The following is a 15,020-nucleotide window of genomic DNA, read 5'->3' on the forward strand; positions in this document are numbered from 1 at the left end:
CTTAACTTGGTAAATTTGATAAATAATATTGACAATGGCTGTATTGATAATTTCAAAGAATAAGAGGAAGAGACGGTGAAGATGCTCTCTGGCGCCGAAATGGTGGTCCAAAGCCTGAAGGACCTCGGCGTAAAGTCTATATTTGGCTACCCTGGTGGCTCAGTTCTGGATATTTATGATGCGTTGTTTCAGCAGCCAGATATGGAACATATTCTGGTGCGTCATGAACAGGCTGCAGTGCATGCCGCGGACGGTTTTTCTCGAGCTACCGGTAAGGTGGGTGTGGCGCTCGTAACCTCTGGCCCTGGCGCGACAAATACGCTGACGGGTATTGCGACCGCGTATATGGATTCCATTCCGCTGGTTGTTTTGTCGGGGCAGGTGCCTACGTCTCTGATCGGAATGGACGCTTTTCAGGAAACCGACATGTTCGGTTGTTCTCGTCCTATCGTTAAGCACAGTTTTTTGGTAAAGAAAGCAGAAGAGATCCCAGACGCGATTGCAAAAGCATTTTATATCGCGTCGACTGGGCGCCCTGGCCCGGTGGTGGTGGATCTGCCTAAGGATTGCCAGAATCCGCTGCATAAATTTGAATATAATCTGCCGACCGATATTAAGATGCGCTCCTACAACCCGACTACCAAAGGGCATGGAAGGCAGATTAAGAAAGCGTTGGATATTCTGCTGCAGGCCAAGCGACCTGTGTTATACGCAGGTGGTGGAGCGGTCATCGGCGAAGCTTCAGAAGCATTAACTGCGCTGGCTGAACGCCTCAATTTACCGGTCACTAATACCTTGATGGGATTGGGGGCGTTTCCAGGTACCCATGATCAGTTTCTTGGTATGTTAGGGATGCATGGTACCTTGCAGGCGAATAAGGCGATGCATCACAGCGACTGCATTCTAGCAGTCGGCGCACGCTTTGATGACCGAGTGACGAACAACGTTGCCAAATTCTGTCCTGATGCGACGGTATTGCATATTGATATCGATCCTGCATCGATTTCCAAAACTATCATGGCTCATGTGCCTATTGTGGGTGCTGCCGATACCGTGCTGAAGCAGATGCTAACGCAGTTAGATGGTTCTGGTGCTTCGTTAGATGAAGCGAGTCTGGAAAGCTGGTGGCAAACTATCGACGGTTGGCGCAAAGCCCGCTGTTTGGATTACGTCAAAAGCGATGAGAAAATAAAGCCACAGCAGGTGATTGAAGCCCTGTACAAGGCAACTGATGGTGATGCGTATGTCACCTCTGATGTCGGACAGCATCAGATGTTTGCAGCGCTTTACTACCCGTTTGATAAACCACGCCGTTGGATCAACTCTGGTGGTCTAGGCACCATGGGCTTCGGCTTCCCAGCCGCTATGGGTGTAAAACGTGCGTTTCCTGATGCTCAGGTCGCTTGTGTTACGGGCGATGGCAGTATTCAGATGAATATTCAGGAGCTATCCACCTGCTTGCAGTACGACATCCCAGTGAAGATTGTGTCATTGAACAATGCGCAACTTGGCATGGTGAAGCAGTGGCAGGATATGTTCTATAGCAATCGCCACAGCCATTCCTACATGGAGTCGATGCCAGATTGGGTGAAGTTGGTAGAAGCCTACGGCCATGTTGGTATCAAGGTGACTAAGCCTGAAGAGCTGCAGCCGGCGATGGAAAAAGCGTTCGCAATGAAAGACAAGCTGGTGTTCCTAGATATTCATGTGGATCAAGCGGAGCATGTCTACCCGATGCAGATCAAGTTCGGGGCGATGGATGAAATGTTTTTATCGAAGACGGAGCGAACCTAATGCGGCGTATTCTTTCTATATTGTTGGAGAATGAACCTGGCGCGTTAAGCCGCATTATCGGCTTGTTCTCCCAGCGTGGTTACAATATTGAGTCATTGACGGTAGCACCGACCGATGATCGTAGCTTGTCACGGATCACTGTGACTACCTTTGGTGATGACCATGTGATTGAGCAGATCACCAAGCAGGTGAATAAGTTAATCGACGTGTTAAAGATCACCGACCTGTCTGAAGCGGCTCATATTGAGCGTGAACTGATGTTGGTGAAGATGCGTGCTAGCGGTGATACTCGCGAAGAGATCAAGCGTACCAGTGATATCTTCCGCGGTCAGATCGTTGATGTAACACCGACTCTCTACACCGTGCAACTTGCCGGGCCGTCAGATAAGTTGGACGCTTTCATTGATGCCGTGAAAGAAACGACAGAGATAGTTGAAGTCGTCCGCAGTGGTGTTTCAGGCATCTCTCGTGGTGAGCGAGCATTAAGACCCTAATACCTATCGCTCATCGACGTTAATAAAAACCACCTGCGGGTGGTTTTTTTATGCTTGTGAGCCAGCTTGTTGGCTGCGGTACGTGAGTTAACGCCCTGTGTATATTTTCCTGTGGCGGAGAGCGCTGAAAGGGCGTGGAAGGAGCGTGTCAAATGGCCATATTTGTTTGCGAAAATTGACTACTCAGCTACGCAGCAGTACTGCGATCGTGCTAGCCATATTATTTTGTTTTTAAGCAATTTCTGGAGCAAGTTTAGTTTTAGGTCTACGCTCAATTGTGTGGCTTGCGCTGTGTCATGGAGGATTGAACATGCGCTCACCTTTACTACTTTCTATCTGTTGTTTGCTGTTATCACCCGTGGTTGGATTCTGGGTGTATCAAGCAAGTCAGGAAACCAGCTTCGCGTTTCTAAGCGCGTCTGCGCTGCTGTTCTCTTCCTGTATGTTGGGGTTGGAATATTTGATGAAGCGGCAAAATATACCGCTAATATCTAGTTCCGAAGTGAAGCGACGGCATAGTGATGGCAAGCGGGATCCCGTTCGCCATTGACCAACTTGCTTACGCTTGCTTAACTAGCTCTCTTGCTCTACTAATGGGTAGGGCAGAGGGGCTATGGTTACACGACTGTCTGCTTCCGTTTTAATCCGATACTCACTGTCTGCTGAGCTATCAGATGGCATCACTGCCAGCAGTTTACCTGAGCCATTGATACTGACAGCCGATAGCACAAGCCCGGCTGGTCGCCAGCTATCGTTTGTTGCCTGTTCTAACTCACTTCCGGCCTGTACTTCCGCGCCAAAGTTGCCTTGAAGAATAAACATGGTTCGCTTGTTTTTTCCCAGGTATTTCATTCTGGCGACGGTTTCCTGGCCGATATAGCAGCCTTTTTTGAAGCTAATACCGCCGAGTGCCTGCAGGTTTAGCATTTGCGGGACGTATTTTTGTATTAAGGGGGGCTCTAAGTTGGGGTAGCCCGCTTCAATGTCCAGCAATTGCCACAATTGTTCACTCTCTTGTGGTGCAGCATTGAGTGGCGCAGGAAGAACCGCCCCCGTTGGTAATAACAGTAAATATCTAGGTTTGGGGGATGGAATATAGAAAATTAGGCCGTCAGAGCAGGCTACGACGGTTTCGTTACTGTCTGGTAGCTTGCTATAACAGGTTTTAAGCAGTGTGGTGGCTTTGTCCCCCATAATGCCGAAACGCTGCCACTGCTCTGTCTGGTCGTTGATTTCTGCTTTGGCAAACGCAGCAAACTTCTTCAATTCAGCTAATGCGGGGGATTGGCTTGCTTGCCCATGCAGCATGAGCAGTGTCTCGGCATTTTCCGAGAGCAAGAATGTTGTCCACACTTTGCCCTTAAAATCGCACTGCGCGCCCCATTGATAGTGCCCAGGTAGCAGCTGGTTGACATCACAAGTCACTTGTCCCTGCAGGTAGCTGCGCCTATCCTCACCGGAAATCTCAGTGATCGCTAACGAATTGAGTGGAGCGACAACAATATCAGCTAACAGCTTGTTGTTAGACTGTTCTAAAGAGGTGGCGGCTAGACTCATGACTTTGATCCTTAACGATTTGAAGCTACTAATTGGGGGCTCACAGTTTCGCTTTCAAGGGATACGTCTGCGATTGGGCCTATGTTAGCATGAGCCCAGTTGATCAAATAACGATGTGATGACTCCATATGGAACTTAGAGAAAAGCTGGCGCGACTTAAATGGGCTTGCCGCAGAGGTATGTTAGAGCTGGATGTTATTCTAGAGCCCTTCGTTCCTGAATATCCTAACCTTTCTGCACAGGACCAGCAGACTTTCGAACGCTTGTTGACTAGAGATGACCCTGAGCTTTTTGCTTGGTTTATGGGGCATGAGCATTGTGATGATGAGGCGTTGGCGGCCATGATTAAACGGGTTCGTGACCACAGTGGAGCGATTTGAACTCGTTATTCAACCTAGCACCATAGCATTGAGGTTGTTTTGGTTTTTGCTCTGTTTTGTCGTTGTAGTGCTTTGCGCATCTGCATCGAATTTGCTGAGCGCTCTAATCGTCGCTGTTATCAGCGCACTGTTAGTTGTGTGGGGGATAGGTTTCCACCGCCAGATCCTAAGCGCTAGTGGACGCATCGTTGTCGGCTACGATAACCGCGTTACATTGCTTCTGCCGGGTGATACGCCGTTATCCGTCAGCTTAACAGATCGCTGCTTGGTGAATGATTGGTGCTGCCGTGTGGCGCTTTGCAGTGCTGAAGATAAACGTGATTTACCAAAAAATTGGCGACAACCTTGGATCTGGCGCGATAGCCTGTCAGATACAGACTACCGCCGACTGTGCCGTGTATTATTGTATCAGCGGCATACCAACACCACTCACGGAAAGTCGTCTCAGACCTAAGGTGCTTTCCTAGGATCCAAAATCGTCGGTTTACTGGCAGGCAATGTCTTTGGATAATCCAAGGTGTAGTGCAGACCACGACTCTCTTTACGCTCCATAGCCGAGCGGACGATCAGTTCCGCTACCTCGACTAAGTTTCTTAGTTCCAATAGGTTGTTACTTACCCTGAAGTAGCTGTAGTACTCAAAGATCTCCTGCTTGAGCAATTGTATGCGGCGTAGCGCACGCTCTAAACGCTTAGTTGTTCGCACGATACCAACATAGTCCCACATAAATAGCCGAAGTTCGTGCCAGTTGTGCTGTAACACTACCTCCTCGTCTGAACAGGTGACCTGACTTTCATCCCAGGCGGGCAATGTTGGGGCACTTGGCTGCGAATCTAATCTTTGCAAAATATCTTTGGCGGCGGCATGGGCAAAAACAACACACTCTAACAACGAGTTGCTGGCCATACGATTGGCGCCATGGAGGCCGGTGTAGGTGACCTCACCGATCGCGTAGAGGTTGTTGAGATCGCTACGCCCATGCAGATCGACCATTACACCACCACAGGTGTAATGTGCGGCCGGCACTACCGGAATTGGCTCACTGGTAATATCGATGCCTAGCTCTAGGCATTTAGCATAAATGGTTGGGAAGTGGTCTTTGACAAATTCATCGGGCTTGTGGGAGATATCGAGATAGACGCAATCAGCGCCTAATCTCTTCATCTCATGATCTATCGCTCTGGCCACAATATCCCGGGGTGCTAACTCCTCCCGCGGATCGTAGTCAGGCATGAAACGGGTGCCGTCAGGACGTTTCAGCTTTGCGCCTTCGCCTCGTAAGGCTTCGGTGAGTAGGAAGTTACGGGCTTCGGGATGAAACAGACAGGTTGGATGGAATTGATTGAACTCCATGTTTGCCACCCGACAGCCAGCACGCCAAGCCATGGCGATACCATCGCCACTGGAGACATCCGGATTACTTGTGTATTGGTACACCTTACTGGCACCACCCGTCGCAAGGACGACGAAACGGGCGCGGATCACTTCGACGACCTCTTTGTTACGGTTCCAAACATAAGCGCCGTGGCAGAGATCGTTGTCGGTGCCCAGTTTCTGGCCGGTGATCAGGTCGACAGCATTGTAGCGCTCGAGTAGGGTCACGTTATCGCAAGCTTTTACCCGATCAACCAAAGTGGTTTGTACTGCTTTGCCGGTGGCATCGGCGGCATGAAGAATGCGGCGATGGCTGTGGCCGCCTTCACGAGTGAGATGGTAAGTGGGTTCATCGCCGGGTGAATCAACCTGGTCAAAGGGCACGCCTAGATCGATTAGCCACTGGATGCTTTCTCTGGCGCTGCTGGCGGTATATCGCACCGCCGCTTCATCGCAAAGGTCAGCACCCGCCGTCAGTGTGTCTTGAACATGAAAATCAACGCTATCGCTGGCATCGAAGACCGCGGCGATGCCGCCCTGAGCGTAGAAGGTTGCACCTTCACGAACAGGCCCTTTACTAAGGACTGCAACGGTTGCGTGTTGACCCAATTGTAGCGCTAGGGAGAGCCCCGCAGCACCACTACCGATAATCAACACATCATAGCTGTGTTCAATTTGCTCCGTCATACGTTATCATGGTCAATTAATTCAGATGCCTATGTTAGCTGAACTGTGACCTGAGATACACTTTCTGTCATCAAGTAAAATTATTTAACATTCTTTCGAACTAATTAATTTAACGGCAGTCTATGAATGTGTGCATGCTTAGAGCCTCCAGTTCGGAAGCGGTAATTCAAGTGGAGTGGAAGCTCGAATGAGCGAGCAGCAAATCGACCAGAAGCTGGTCGAACGTGTCCAGCAAGGGGACAAGAGAGCCTTTAATGTGTTGGTACAAAAATACCAGCACAAGGTAATTAACCTGATTTCTCGTTACGTTAAAAATCAAGGCGATGTGCCTGATGTAGCGCAGGAAGCTTTTATAAAAGCATATCGGGCATTACCTGGTTTTAGAGGCGAAAGTGCGTTTTATACGTGGTTGTATCGTATTGCTGTGAATAGCGCCAAGAACTACTTGGTATCACAGGGGCGGCGACCACCCGCGAATGATATTGAGCCGGAAGAGGCTGAGTATTATGAAGGGGCTAGCGCACTACGCGATGTATCAACGCCAGAGAGCTTGGTGTTAACAGATGAGATCAGACAAATGGTCTTCGATACTGTTGATACTTTGCCCGAGGATTTGAAAACTGCGATCACCCTGCGTGAGCTGGAAGGATTGAGTTACGAAGAGATCGCTGAAGTGATGGAGTGTCCGGTTGGTACGGTGAGATCTCGTATATTCCGGGCTCGCGAAGCGATAGACAAACAAGTTAAGCCGTTAATAGAACGTTAACGTCAGAGGTAGATAAAAATGGCTGCAGATAAACAGCAACGTCTTTCATCTTGGATAGATAATCAGGTTGATGACGCTATCAGTGATGACATGATCGATGCGTTGCTCGAAGATCAAGAGTTGCAGGATACCTATTCGCGCTATCAATTGATTGGCGATGCTATCCGCGGTGAGATGCCGCCAGCAATCGATATTGATTTGACTAGCCGAGTTGCGGCAGCTTTGGAAGATGAACCGACTATCCTTGCGCCTAAAAGCGAGCCGTCGGCGGCTGTGCAACCGGGCAAGGTGGTGCCGCTATTCAAGCAGCTGGGGCAATATGCGATTGCTGCGACTGTCGCTGCGGTAGCTGTGCTTGGTGTGCAACAGTATAATCAGCCTGGTAATAGTGAAATTCCAACACCTGTACTTAATACCACGCCATTAACTGGTTTAGCTGCACCGGTCAGTTTATCTGCTGCACCAGTAGAAGCGGAGCCGAGTGACGAAGCGAAAGCGCAACAGATGCGAATTATTGAGCAGCGCCGCCGTATCAACGCTTACTTGCAAGATCATGAACAGCAGCGCCGTTTACAGCCGATGGAACAGCTTGATCCTGCTGATGAGTTAGCCACAGATACTGATAAAGGATCTGAAGAACGCTAGATGAAGTTACCTCTAATCAGGTCGTTGTTCACCGGCCTGTTACTCTCCTGCACTGTTTTTTCTGCATCGGGCGCTGAAGCGCCCGAACTTCTTTTAAGTCGTATGGTGGATGCTTTCCGCCAGCAAACCTATGTAATCTCTATGGTACAGAATTTCGGTGGCCGAATTGAGCCGTTGAGATTCGAACATGGCTTTGTTGATGGCGTCGAGATTAGTCATTTGAGCTACCTCAACGGGCCTATGCGGGATATCGTGCGTAAAGGGGAAACGGTTTCTTACTTGGAGTCCGAACGCACTGCTTATTCATTGAAGGCTGGGCAGATGGATGGTCCCATTCCTCGGGCTTTCTTACGTGGCTTTAAGTCTATTGCTGAGAACTATCAGTTTGTTTTGGGCGGACGTAGTCGCACCGCTGGTCGTATTGCCCAGTTGATCCGCATTACACCTAATGAAGCGGATCGGTTTGGTCTTTTAGTGTGGGCAGATATTGAAACTGGTTTCATGCTGCGTGCAGATGTGATTAGCAGTGAAGGGGATCTGGTCGAGCAACTGCAAGTGGTATCCCTGCAACTGTTAGATAAACCGTCGGCTCATCTCAAAGCTATTGCGACCTCCGAGTTCCCACAAACAGTTGCTACACCAGCCAAGTCAACAGAACGAGAGTTGGTTGAGTGGCGGGTGGGCTGGACACCCTCAGGGTTTGAACTTGTTGGTAAAGACCAGCATCGTCTGGCGCTGATTAATGACGTCGTCGATTATATGATGTTCAGCGATGGGCTAATAAAGTTCTCTGTCTATATCAACAAGGTTGATGACACAGAAGAACGTGGCAGCTTGGTCACTCGAGGCGCTCTTTCTCTATTTAGTTTGATTAATTCCGGTATTGAGATCACCGTTGTTGGCAGGTTGCCGCCGGAAACAGCTCAACGTATCGCTGAAACCATTTATCCTGTGGTAAACAAACCTAAACCTAAGGAACGGCCTTAATGTTTGTTGAAGAAGCACGGGTAGTGCGATGTCATGACGGCTGGGTTGAGCTGGAAAGCCTGCAAAAAAGCGCCTGTGATGCCTGTAGTGATAAAGGTTGTGGCAACGGCGTGGTAGCAAAAGCGTTTGGCCACCGTTTGCACCGAATGCTGCTGCCAGATCCCGGCCATTTGCAACAGGGACAAACTGTTCGCGTTGCATTACCTGAAAGAACCTTGATTACCGGCGCTGTTTTAGTCTATCTATCGCCCATTGCTGGCGCATTGTTTGGTGCCATCATTATCTCTATGGTTCAGCAGCTTAGCGGTAGCCATAACGAACCAATGCAGATTGTTGCTGCTGTGTTAGGCGGTGTTGCTGGCTGGCTATTTGCTCGTCACCGGGCACGCCAATATGAACGGGATCCTGCCTGTCAGATTAAGATTTTACAGGGTGATGAAGTGCCATTGACGCTTTCTTCGACACAGCAAGATAGCGACGTTTGATTAAACAGGGTAGAATTGCCCGCTTGTTAACGCACTCCTTCGGTTTAACTGGTTTCTGCCTACATGAAGCATATCCGTAATTTTTCAATTATCGCCCACATTGACCATGGTAAGTCGACCTTATCTGATCGCCTTATTCATACCTGTGGTGGCCTAAGTGACCGCGAAATGGAAGCTCAGGTTCTGGATTCTATGGATCTGGAACGGGAACGTGGTATCACAATTAAAGCGCAAAGCGTTACGCTTAACTACAAAGCGCAGGATGGTGAAACCTACCAGCTGAATTTCATTGATACACCGGGACACGTCGACTTCTCCTATGAGGTTTCGCGTTCCCTGGCAGCCTGTGAAGGTGCCTTGTTGGTGGTGGATGCAGGTCAGGGGGTAGAAGCGCAAACCGTTGCGAACTGTTACACCGCCATTGAGATGGATCTGGAAGTTGTTCCTGTCCTGAACAAAATCGACTTGCCACAGGCAGATCCTGAGCGGGTGGCGGAAGAGATTGAAGACATTGTTGGTATTGAAGCCACTGATGCTGTGACCTGTTCAGCGAAAACCGGCTTGGGCGTAGACAAAGTGCTTGAAACCATTGTTCGCGACATTCCAGCCCCTGAAGGTGATCCAGAAGCGCCAACTCAGGCTTTGATTATTGATTCTTGGTTTGACTCTTACCTTGGCGTCGTATCTTTGGTGCGGATTAAGCATGGCTCGTTGAAGAAGCACGACAAGATCAAGGTGATGAGTACCGGCCAGGTCTGGGGCATCGATCGCATCGGTATTTTTACGCCGAAGCGAGAAGATACTGACGGTTTGAATTGCGGTGAAGTGGGTTGGGTGGTTTGTGGCATCAAAGAGATCCACGGCGCGCCAGTGGGCGATACCCTGACCTTGGCACGCAACGGTGCAGAGTTACCGTTGCCAGGATTCAAAAAGGTAAAGCCTCAGGTTTATGCTGGCTTGTTCCCAATAAGCTCGGATGACTATGAAGCGTTTCGTGATGCCTTGGCTAAATTGAGCCTGAATGACGCATCACTGTTCTATGAACCTGAAAACTCTAACGCTCTTGGCTTTGGTTTCCGGATTGGATTCTTGGGCATGTTGCACATGGAGATCATTCAGGAACGCTTAGAGCGTGAGTACGACCTTGAATTGATCACCACCGCACCGACGGTGGGCTATCAGGTAGAAACTACCGATGGCGAGCTACTTAGCGTCGACAATCCGTCTGATCTGCCGCCAGTGAATAATATTCACGAGATCCGTGAGCCGATCGTTGAAGCACATATCTTAGTGCCACAAGAGTACTTGGGTAATGTCATCACGCTTTGTATCGAAAAGCGTGGCGTGCAAAAAGAGATGAATTATCACGGTAAGCAGGTGGCGCTGACCTATGAGATCCCAATGGCCGAAGTGGTGATGGATTTCTTTGACCGCTTGAAGTCTACCAGTCGCGGTTACGCATCGTTGGATTACAATTTTGTCCGCTTTGAACCGGCGGATATGGTACGGGTTGATGTGTTGATTAACGGTGATCGCGTTGATGCGCTTGCTATGATCACCCATAAAGATAATTCGCTGGGTCGTGGTCGCGATCTGGTCGATAAGATGAAAGAGCTGATCCCGCGGCAGATGTTCGATATCGCTATTCAAGCAGCTATCGGTAATCATGTTATTGCTCGTAGTACGGTGAAGCAGTTGCGGAAGAACGTAATCGCCAAATGTTACGGCGGTGATGTTAGTCGTAAGAAGAAGCTGCTGCAGAAGCAGAAAGAGGGTAAGAAACGGATGAAGCAGGTGGGTAATGTGGAAGTACCACAAGAAGCCTTCCTCGCCGTTCTTCAGGTAGGAAAGAAGTCTTAAGGAAGTAAGATGGCGGGAATATTTTCATCTATTTTGGTATTTGCCACGCTGATCACCGGTGTTTTGTGGTTGATCGACGCGTTGATGTTCGCGCCAAAACGTAAGTTGGCTGTTGCCGCCGCCGAAACTGCGGCAGGCACAGAGCTTGATGAAGAAGCAAGAGAACGCGTGGCACCTCGGCCAGGAGTGTTTGAGTTCGCGGAATCACTTTTTCCTGTCATAGCGATCGTGCTGGTACTGCGCTCATTTATCTATGAACCGTTCCAGATCCCGTCAGGCTCAATGATGCCTACTCTGTTGGTGGGCGACTTTATCTTGGTCGAGAAGTTTAGTTATGGTCTGCGTGAACCGCTGAACCGGACTAAGTTTCTGGAAACAGGTGAGCCTAAAAGGGGCGATATTGTGGTGTTTAAGCACCCGCCTCAGCCGCAGATCGATTACATCAAGCGTGTCGTTGGTTTACCGGGTGATCGCGTCATCTACAAAGACAAGAAGCTTTATATCCAGCCCGCTTGTGTTGATCAGGTGCCTTGCCCAGAGCTGAAGCTGGTTGCTTCCGATGTGGTTGGTCGCAATGAGTTTAAAGATCCAGCCGGTGGTGTTGTCGATCGTCTTGAAGAAAAGTTAGGTGAGGTCAGCCATCAGATCCTTATCTACCGTGACCGTGGTGAACCTTGGGTCAATTATTTCCGTCAGCGAGGCTCACGTCCCGGTGAGTGGTTAGTACCTAAAGAGCATTATTTTGTCATGGGTGATAACCGCGACAATAGCCTTGATAGCCGCTTCTGGGGGTTTGTTCCTGAAACTCATTTGGTTGGTCAGGCTGTCGCTATCTGGATGAGCTTTGAATTTGACCGTGATCCCAACAGCTTTTTCAGCTGGGTACCTACCGGTGTTCGCTTTAGTCGTATTGGCGGTATTGAGTAGTGCAACTGTATAGTAGCGTGGTTAACTATGGATAATCTTGCTCGTTTAAGCCGTGCATTGGGATATGAATTCAAGGACATTGCGTTGCTTGAACAGGCACTATCTCACCGCAGTGCCGGTAGTCGTCATAATGAACGGTTAGAGTTCCTTGGCGACTCTATTCTTAGTCTTGTGATCTCAGAGAAACTCTATGCGCAGTTTCCGAAAGCGAGCGAAGGTGATCTGAGCCGATTAAGGGCAACGCTGGTTAAAGGCACCACGCTGGCTGAACTGGCGTTAGACTTTAAGCTCGGAGACTATTTACGTTTGGGCTCTGGTGAGCTGAAAAGCGGTGGTTTTCGTCGCGCTTCCATTTTAGCGGACGCGGTTGAAGCTATTATTGGTGCCGTTTACCTTGATGGCGGTATGCAGGTGTGTGAGCCCTTAGTACTGAGCTGGTACGATAGTCGGTTGCAGGCGATCAAGCCTGGTGAACACCAGAAAGATGCCAAAACGCAACTGCAGGAACTCCTGCAGAGTCGCAAATTACCTCTACCGGACTATGCTGTGCTCAACATTGAAGGTGAAGCACATAATCAAACATTTACTGTGTCCTGTCAGGTCAGCCCGTTGAATGAGGCGGTCACCGCTTCTGGTCCGAGCCGACGTAAAGCAGAGCAAGATGCCGCTGCCCAGGTCCTGGAGAAGCTTTCCCATGAGCGATAATACTCGCGCTGGCCTCGTTGCCATTGTTGGCCGCCCTAATGTTGGTAAATCAACATTGCTTAATGCGCTGCTGGAGCAGAAGGTTTCAATTACTTCAAAGAAACCGCAAACCACACGTCATCGTATTCTTGGTATTTTGACTGAAGGCCCGGTGCAGGCTGTGTTTGTTGACACCCCAGGGCTGCATATTGAAGAACAGCGGGCGATCAACCGCTTTATGAACCGTGCGGCGTCTAGTGCGTTGGCTGATGTTGAAATGGTTATCTTCGTGGTTGAGGGCACCCATTGGACAGAAGATGACGAGATGGTGCTAACTAAGCTCCGCCAAGCGCAAAAAGTGCCGGTGGTTTTGGCCATCAATAAAGTAGATCAGGTGAAGGACAAAGCTGAGTTATTGCCCCACATTCAAAAACTGGCTGCCGATTTTTCGTTTGAACGAGTGATGCCGATCTCTGCCAGTAAAGGCGAACATGTTGATGAGTTGCGTCAGTTCGTTATTGATTCTCTCCCTGAGTGTGAGCATTTCTATCCGGAAGACTATATTACCGACCGCTCGCAGCGTTTTATGGCGGCGGAGATCATTCGGGAAAAACTGATGCGTTTTACCGGGCAGGAGCTGCCTTATTCAGTCACGGTAGAGATCGAACAGTTTAAGATGCAGCCCAACGGGGTTGCTCAGATCAACGGCTTGATCTTGGTTGAGCGGGATGGCCAGAAGCGCATGGTGATAGGTAAGGGCGGAGAGAAGCTGAAAACCATTGGCCGTGAAGCACGTCTGGATATGGAGCCGCTATTTGATTGTCGCGTCAATTTGAACCTATGGGTAAAGGTGAAGAGTGGCTGGGCAGATGATGAGCGGGCATTACGTAGCTTGGGGTATGGCGAGGACTAAGTGACGGCCGAGTCGGCATCCGCTTTTTTACTGCACCGTCGTCCATATCGGGAGACCAGCTTGCTGGTTGACCTGTTCCATCTGGATCTGGGCTATGTCAGGGCGGTATGCCGCGGCGCGCGTTCGAAGTCGAAAGGAACCGCTGCGTTAATGCAGCCCTTTACACCGCTACTCGTCGAGCTTTCTGGACGCGGAGAACTGCTCTCCTTGAGGCATGCTGAAGCCGATGGACCCGCCTATCAATTCACCGGCAGTGCGCTTTATACCGCTCTTTATCTGAATGAATTATTGGTGCGCTTGTTACCACAGAGTGAGCCGGTTTCTGAACTATTCTCCTCTTATAGCGATGCGTTGGCGGCGTTAGCGCAAATGGCAACAGAGATGGTGCCAGATCAGATCCTGCGACCATTTGAACTCCTACTATTAGACACCCTTGGCTTTGGCATTGACTTTCAGAGTGATACTGAAGGGCATTGTCTATCTGAGCAGCTGAGTTACCGCTGGATCCCTGAGCAGGGATGGCTAGCACAAGTAAGCCATAGTGACGTTGCCGTAACGGGTGTTTACCCTGGAGCACATCTGCTGGCAATTGCGCGAGGAGCGTTTGATAATGAAGCTGTTCAGCGCAGCGCCAAGCTGATTTGTCGCCAGGCACTATCATCACAGCTAGGCTCGCGCCCATTAAAAAGCCGTGAACTATTTGCACATTTTTTAAAAGGAAAACGACCTTGAAAGAGATTTTGCTGGGCGTCAACATTGACCATATCGCCACGCTCCGTCAGGCCCGAGGCACAAATTACCCCGATCCTGTTCACGCGGCTGCAGTGTCTGAAAATGCCGGTGCCGATGGCATTACTGTGCATCTGCGGGAAGATCGCCGACACATTCAGGATCGTGATGTGGCGTTGTTGAAGCATACGCTGAAAACCCGCATGAATCTGGAAATGGCTGCGACCGATGAGATGGTGAAGATCGCCATTGAAACTCAGCCAACGTTTGTCTGCCTAGTGCCTGAGAAGCGCGAAGAGCTGACCACTGAAGGCGGCTTGGATGTGGCAGGGCAGTTGCCACGGATGACACAGGTGGTGAGTGAACTAGCCGCGGCGGGTATTAAGGTGTCGCTGTTTATCGATGCAGACAAAGCCCAAATTGATGCAGCGAAGGCCTCTGGTGCGCCCTATATTGAATTGCATACTGGCCATTATGCTGATGCAACCGATGAGCAAGTCCAGCAAGCAGAGCTTGTGCGTATTGCTGAAGCGGCGACCTATGCCGATGGCCTCGGCCTGACAGTTAATGCCGGCCATGGCTTGCATTACCACAACGTCAAACCAATCGCGGCGATCCCTGAGCTGGAAGAGCTTAACATTGGCCACTCGATCATCGCCCGTGCTGCTTTTGATGGACTGGCAACAGCCGTTGCTGATATGCGCCGGTTGATGAAAGAAGCAAGACTGGGAATTTAGA

The 15,020-nt window shown here is 49.8% G+C and carries 17 protein-coding genes; 15 read left to right on the forward strand and 2 right to left on the reverse strand.

From position 1 onward, the window contains the following. Window positions 1-75: 75 nt before the first annotated feature. The 3 genes from DU002_RS05090 to DU002_RS19265 all read left to right on the forward strand — a co-directional run bounded on the left by DU002_RS05090 (window position 76) and on the right by DU002_RS19265 (window position 2,838). Entirely contained in the window at window positions 76-1,794 is a 1,719-nt protein-coding gene (locus DU002_RS05090) for an acetolactate synthase 3 large subunit (protein ID WP_114337275.1), read from the forward strand. After that, window positions 1,794-2,288, forward strand: coding sequence for an acetolactate synthase small subunit (ilvN, locus tag DU002_RS05095; RefSeq protein WP_114337276.1), 495 nt, complete (start codon window positions 1,794-1,796; stop codon window positions 2,286-2,288). The genes DU002_RS05090 and ilvN overlap by 1 nt, the downstream gene beginning before the upstream one ends. 310 nt (window positions 2,289-2,598) lie before the next feature. After that, the gene (locus tag DU002_RS19265; protein ID WP_130566478.1) at window positions 2,599-2,838 is read left to right on the forward strand and encodes a hypothetical protein; all 240 of its coding nucleotides are present in this window, start codon (window positions 2,599-2,601) and stop codon (window positions 2,836-2,838) included. Between the two features lie 23 nt (window positions 2,839-2,861). On the opposite strand, the gene ygfZ is transcribed toward DU002_RS19265, so the two are convergent. Beyond that, on the reverse strand, window positions 2,862-3,845 hold the full coding sequence (gene ygfZ, locus DU002_RS05105; RefSeq protein ID WP_114337278.1) for a tRNA-modifying protein YgfZ: 984 nt from the start codon (window positions 3,843-3,845) through the stop codon (window positions 2,862-2,864). Between the two features lie 128 nt (window positions 3,846-3,973). Between ygfZ and DU002_RS05110 the strand changes: the two genes are divergently transcribed. Both DU002_RS05110 and DU002_RS05115 read left to right on the forward strand, forming a co-directional pair. Next, a complete protein-coding gene (locus DU002_RS05110; RefSeq protein ID WP_114337279.1) occupies window positions 3,974-4,225 on the forward strand; it encodes an FAD assembly factor SdhE in 252 nt (83 codons plus the stop codon). After that, complete coding sequence (locus tag DU002_RS05115) at window positions 4,212-4,679, forward strand: protein YgfX (protein WP_114337280.1); 468 nt, start codon at window positions 4,212-4,214, stop codon at window positions 4,677-4,679. Before DU002_RS05110 ends, DU002_RS05115 begins: the two co-directional genes overlap by 14 nt. On the opposite strand, the gene nadB is transcribed toward DU002_RS05115, so the two are convergent. Further along, entirely contained in the window at window positions 4,676-6,286 is a 1,611-nt protein-coding gene (gene nadB, locus DU002_RS05120) for an L-aspartate oxidase (RefSeq protein ID WP_114337281.1), read from the reverse strand. The two genes, DU002_RS05115 and nadB, sit on opposite strands and share 4 nt — an antisense overlap. Before the next feature lie 187 nt (window positions 6,287-6,473). Between nadB and rpoE the strand changes: the two genes are divergently transcribed. The 10 genes from rpoE to pdxJ all read left to right on the forward strand — a co-directional run bounded on the left by rpoE (window position 6,474) and on the right by pdxJ (window position 15,019). Beyond that, window positions 6,474-7,052, forward strand: a complete 579-nt coding sequence (gene rpoE, locus DU002_RS05125; protein WP_114337282.1) for an RNA polymerase sigma factor RpoE — start codon at window positions 6,474-6,476, stop codon at window positions 7,050-7,052. Between the two features lie 18 nt (window positions 7,053-7,070). Beyond that, window positions 7,071-7,697 carry a sigma-E factor negative regulatory protein gene (locus DU002_RS05130; RefSeq protein WP_114337283.1) on the forward strand — a complete coding sequence of 209 codons (627 nt, stop codon included), beginning with the start codon at window positions 7,071-7,073 and terminating at the stop codon, window positions 7,695-7,697. Next, on the forward strand, window positions 7,698-8,684 hold the full coding sequence (locus tag DU002_RS05135; RefSeq protein WP_114337284.1) for a MucB/RseB C-terminal domain-containing protein: 987 nt from the start codon (window positions 7,698-7,700) through the stop codon (window positions 8,682-8,684). It begins immediately after the preceding gene. Continuing rightward, a complete protein-coding gene (locus DU002_RS05140; protein WP_114337285.1) occupies window positions 8,684-9,169 on the forward strand; it encodes a SoxR reducing system RseC family protein in 486 nt (161 codons plus the stop codon). Before DU002_RS05135 ends, DU002_RS05140 begins: the two co-directional genes overlap by 1 nt. A gap of 63 nt (window positions 9,170-9,232) precedes the next feature. Then, complete coding sequence (lepA, locus tag DU002_RS05145) at window positions 9,233-11,029, forward strand: translation elongation factor 4 (RefSeq protein ID WP_114337286.1); 1,797 nt, start codon at window positions 9,233-9,235, stop codon at window positions 11,027-11,029. Between the two features lie 9 nt (window positions 11,030-11,038). Beyond that, a complete protein-coding gene (gene lepB, locus DU002_RS05150) occupies window positions 11,039-11,956 on the forward strand; it encodes a signal peptidase I (RefSeq protein WP_114337287.1) in 918 nt (305 codons plus the stop codon). 27 nt (window positions 11,957-11,983) lie between these two features. Beyond that, complete coding sequence (rnc, locus tag DU002_RS05155) at window positions 11,984-12,661, forward strand: ribonuclease III (RefSeq protein ID WP_114337288.1); 678 nt, start codon at window positions 11,984-11,986, stop codon at window positions 12,659-12,661. After that, window positions 12,651-13,553, forward strand: a complete 903-nt coding sequence (era, locus tag DU002_RS05160; protein ID WP_114337289.1) for a GTPase Era — start codon at window positions 12,651-12,653, stop codon at window positions 13,551-13,553. The genes rnc and era overlap by 11 nt, the downstream gene beginning before the upstream one ends. Beyond that, a complete protein-coding gene (gene recO, locus DU002_RS05165) occupies window positions 13,554-14,285 on the forward strand; it encodes a DNA repair protein RecO (protein ID WP_114337290.1) in 732 nt (243 codons plus the stop codon). It begins immediately after the preceding gene. Then, window positions 14,282-15,019, forward strand: coding sequence for a pyridoxine 5'-phosphate synthase (gene pdxJ, locus DU002_RS05170; protein ID WP_114337291.1), 738 nt, complete (start codon window positions 14,282-14,284; stop codon window positions 15,017-15,019). The genes recO and pdxJ overlap by 4 nt, the downstream gene beginning before the upstream one ends. Window position 15,020 lies beyond the last annotated feature (1 nt).

Source organism: Corallincola holothuriorum, assembly GCF_003336225.1.
Lineage (GTDB): Bacteria > Pseudomonadota > Gammaproteobacteria > Enterobacterales > Neiellaceae > Corallincola > Corallincola holothuriorum.